Origin of the sequence: Blastococcus sp. CCUG 61487 (assembly GCF_005222955.1) — a bacterium.
Taxonomy (GTDB): domain Bacteria; phylum Actinomycetota; class Actinomycetes; order Mycobacteriales; family Geodermatophilaceae; genus Blastococcus.
This window is the reverse complement of sequence record NZ_LWUA01000123.1, coordinates 1-2170: the sequence shown is the minus strand read 5'-3', so window position 1 is coordinate 2170 and position 2170 is coordinate 1. Positions and strand designations below refer to the sequence as shown.

The following is a 2170-nucleotide window of genomic DNA, read 5'->3' as shown; positions in this document are numbered from 1 at the left end:
CACCGCGCTCACCCGGGAGCCGCCACCGGCGCCGCCGCCCGACGGCGCCAGGCCCAGCGGCCGGGCGGGCGTGACGCGCCGGACGCCCAGGGGCTCGGGTGCGCGCGCGGGCTCGGCCGGCTCGAGGTCGTCCTCGGCGTAGCCGTCGTCGGCGTAGTCGTCGTAGTGGTCCTCGGCGTAGCGGCCGTACCTGCGGTCGTGATCGGCGTGGTCGGACTGCCGGGCGTCGTAGCGGCCGTAGCCGCGGACGTCGTCGTCCTCGACGAGCCCCAGGTAAATGCCCATCCGTCGCATGGCTCCAGCCATCGGACCTCCCCCTTCGCTGGCGTGCTCCCGTGCACGCTGGTCGACCGTCGCCGAGGTCACCCCGGGGCTCCGGAGGCCCGTGTGGCTGGTGTGACTCGTGCGTCTTCAGGAGGTTAGGGGCCGCCGGCCGAAGAGCGCGGTTCCGACACGCACGACCGTGGCGCCGGCTGCGACGGCCTGCTCGAGGTCGCCGCTCATGCCCGCGGAGAGCTCTACGGCCTCCGGGTGGTCGGCCCGCACCCGGTCGGCGAGCTCGGCCAGCCACTGGAACGCGGGGCCCGGGTCCTCGTCCCGCGGGGCCACCGCCATCAGCCCGCGGAGCCGGAGGCCGGGCAGGTCGGCGACGGTGTCGGCGAGGCCCGGCACGTCCTCGGGGGTCGCACCTCCGCGGGCGCCGAGCTCGCCCTCGGGGCCGCCGAGGTCGACCTGCACGAAGACCTCGACGACCCGGTCGGCGGCCTCGCCGGCCCGGCTCAGCGCCTGGGCGAGCGCGGGCCGGTCCACGGAGTGGACGACGGCGCCGAGCCGGGCCACGGCGGCCGCCTTGTTGCGCTGCAGCTGGCCGACGAAGTGCCACCGCAGCGGGAGGTCGGTCAGCTCGGCGGCCTTCCCGATCAGCTCCTGGGCCCGGTTCTCGCCGAAGTCGAGCTGGCCGAGCGCGGCCAGCGCCCGGACGTCGGCCGCGGGCCGGGTCTTGCTGATCGCGAGCAGTGCGACCGATGCGGGGTCGCGGCCGGCCGCCCGGGCGGCGGCGTCGATCCGGTCCCGCACGGCGCGGAGGTTCGACTCGAGGCTCATGCCGGCGCCAGCCAGACCAGGCCGGCCTGGCGGCCGGTCACGCCGTCCCGCCGGTAGGAGAAGAGCGTCGGGTCCTCCGCGGTGCACCGCGGGTCGTGGACGACCTCCGGAACCCCGGCGCGGGCGAGCGTCTCGGCCAGCCCGGCGCGCAGGTCCAGGCCGGCGGTCCCGCGACGGGTCCGGACGGCGGTGGCGGGCGACACCGCGGCGACCTCGGCCTGCATCTCCGCCGGCACCTCGTAGCAGGCGCCGCAGATGGCCGGGCCGAGCAGCGCGGTGACGTGCCGCGCCCGGGCGCCGAGGCTGGCCATGGCCGAGAGCGTGGCCGGCAGCACCCCGCCCTGGACGCCCTTGCGACCGGCGTGCACCGCGGCGACGACGCCCGCGACCGGGTCGGCGAGCAGGACGGGCACGCAGTCGGCGACCAGCACGCCGAGCACCAGCCCCGGGGTGGCCGTGACGACGGCGTCGGTCTGCGGCAGGGGGCCGTCCTGCGGGCCGTCGACGACGGCGACGCCGCGGCCGTGCACCTGGTCCATCCAGACCAGGCGCTCCTCCCCCACCCCCAGCTCGCCGGCGACTCGTGCCCGGTTGGCCGCGACGGCGGCGGGGTCGTCACCGACGTGGTCGCCGAGGTTGAACGAGTCGTACGGCGGCGCGGAACGGCCGCCCCGCCGGTCCGTGAGGACCCTGCGGGGCCGGACAGACGACGGGACGGCCGTTTCCTCACTCATCGAGAGGTGAGCCTACGTCGGTGGTCTGGATGGGAAGGCCCCCTCGCAGGGCCCCGACCGCGAGCGTGCGAGCGGTTGGGGGGCGAGGGGGTCTCACTGGCGGAGGAACTCCGGGATGTCCAGCTCCTCCTCGAAGTCCTCGCTGGACAGCGGGCGGCGGCTGTTGATCGCTCCCGGGATGGGGGGCAGCGGCGGAACCGTGATCCCCCCGCCCTGCGGCGGGGTCGGGCGCGCCGCGGGAGCGGGGGCCGCCGAGCCGGTGGACGCCGACGCCGGCTGCGCGGGTGCGAGCCGTTCGCCGGTGGCCGGGGCGGCGGCCGGTGCGGCCGCGG

General features: G+C 77.5%; 2 protein-coding genes and 2 pseudogenes. All 4 read right to left on the bottom strand.

Going from position 1 to position 2170, the window contains the following annotated elements; genetic code table 11:
- A pseudogene (locus A6V29_RS08240) lies at positions 1-285 on the bottom strand (cell division protein SepF); the annotation flags it as partial.
- 126 nt (positions 286-411) lie between these two features.
- Positions 412-1104 (bottom strand): YggS family pyridoxal phosphate-dependent enzyme, encoded by a 693-nt coding sequence (locus A6V29_RS08235; protein ID WP_137159861.1) that lies wholly within the window; start codon positions 1102-1104, stop codon positions 412-414.
- Positions 1101-1838: a peptidoglycan editing factor PgeF gene (pgeF, locus tag A6V29_RS08230; protein ID WP_137159860.1), complete on the bottom strand. Its 738-nt coding sequence runs from the start codon at positions 1836-1838 to the stop codon at positions 1101-1103. Before pgeF ends, A6V29_RS08235 begins: the two co-directional genes overlap by 4 nt.
- A gap of 93 nt (positions 1839-1931) precedes the next feature.
- Positions 1932-2170 (bottom strand): annotated as a pseudogene (locus A6V29_RS08225) (cell division protein FtsZ); the annotation flags it as partial.

Excerpts from the sequence above, each read along its gene's own strand:
- A6V29_RS08235 (WP_137159861.1), bottom strand. The coding sequence starts at position 1,104 with ATGAGCCTCGAGTCGAACCTCCGCGCCGTGCGGGACCGGATCGACGCC.
- pgeF (WP_137159860.1), bottom strand. The coding sequence starts at position 1,838 with ATGAGTGAGGAAACGGCCGTCCCGTCGTCTGTCCGGCCCCGCAGGGTC.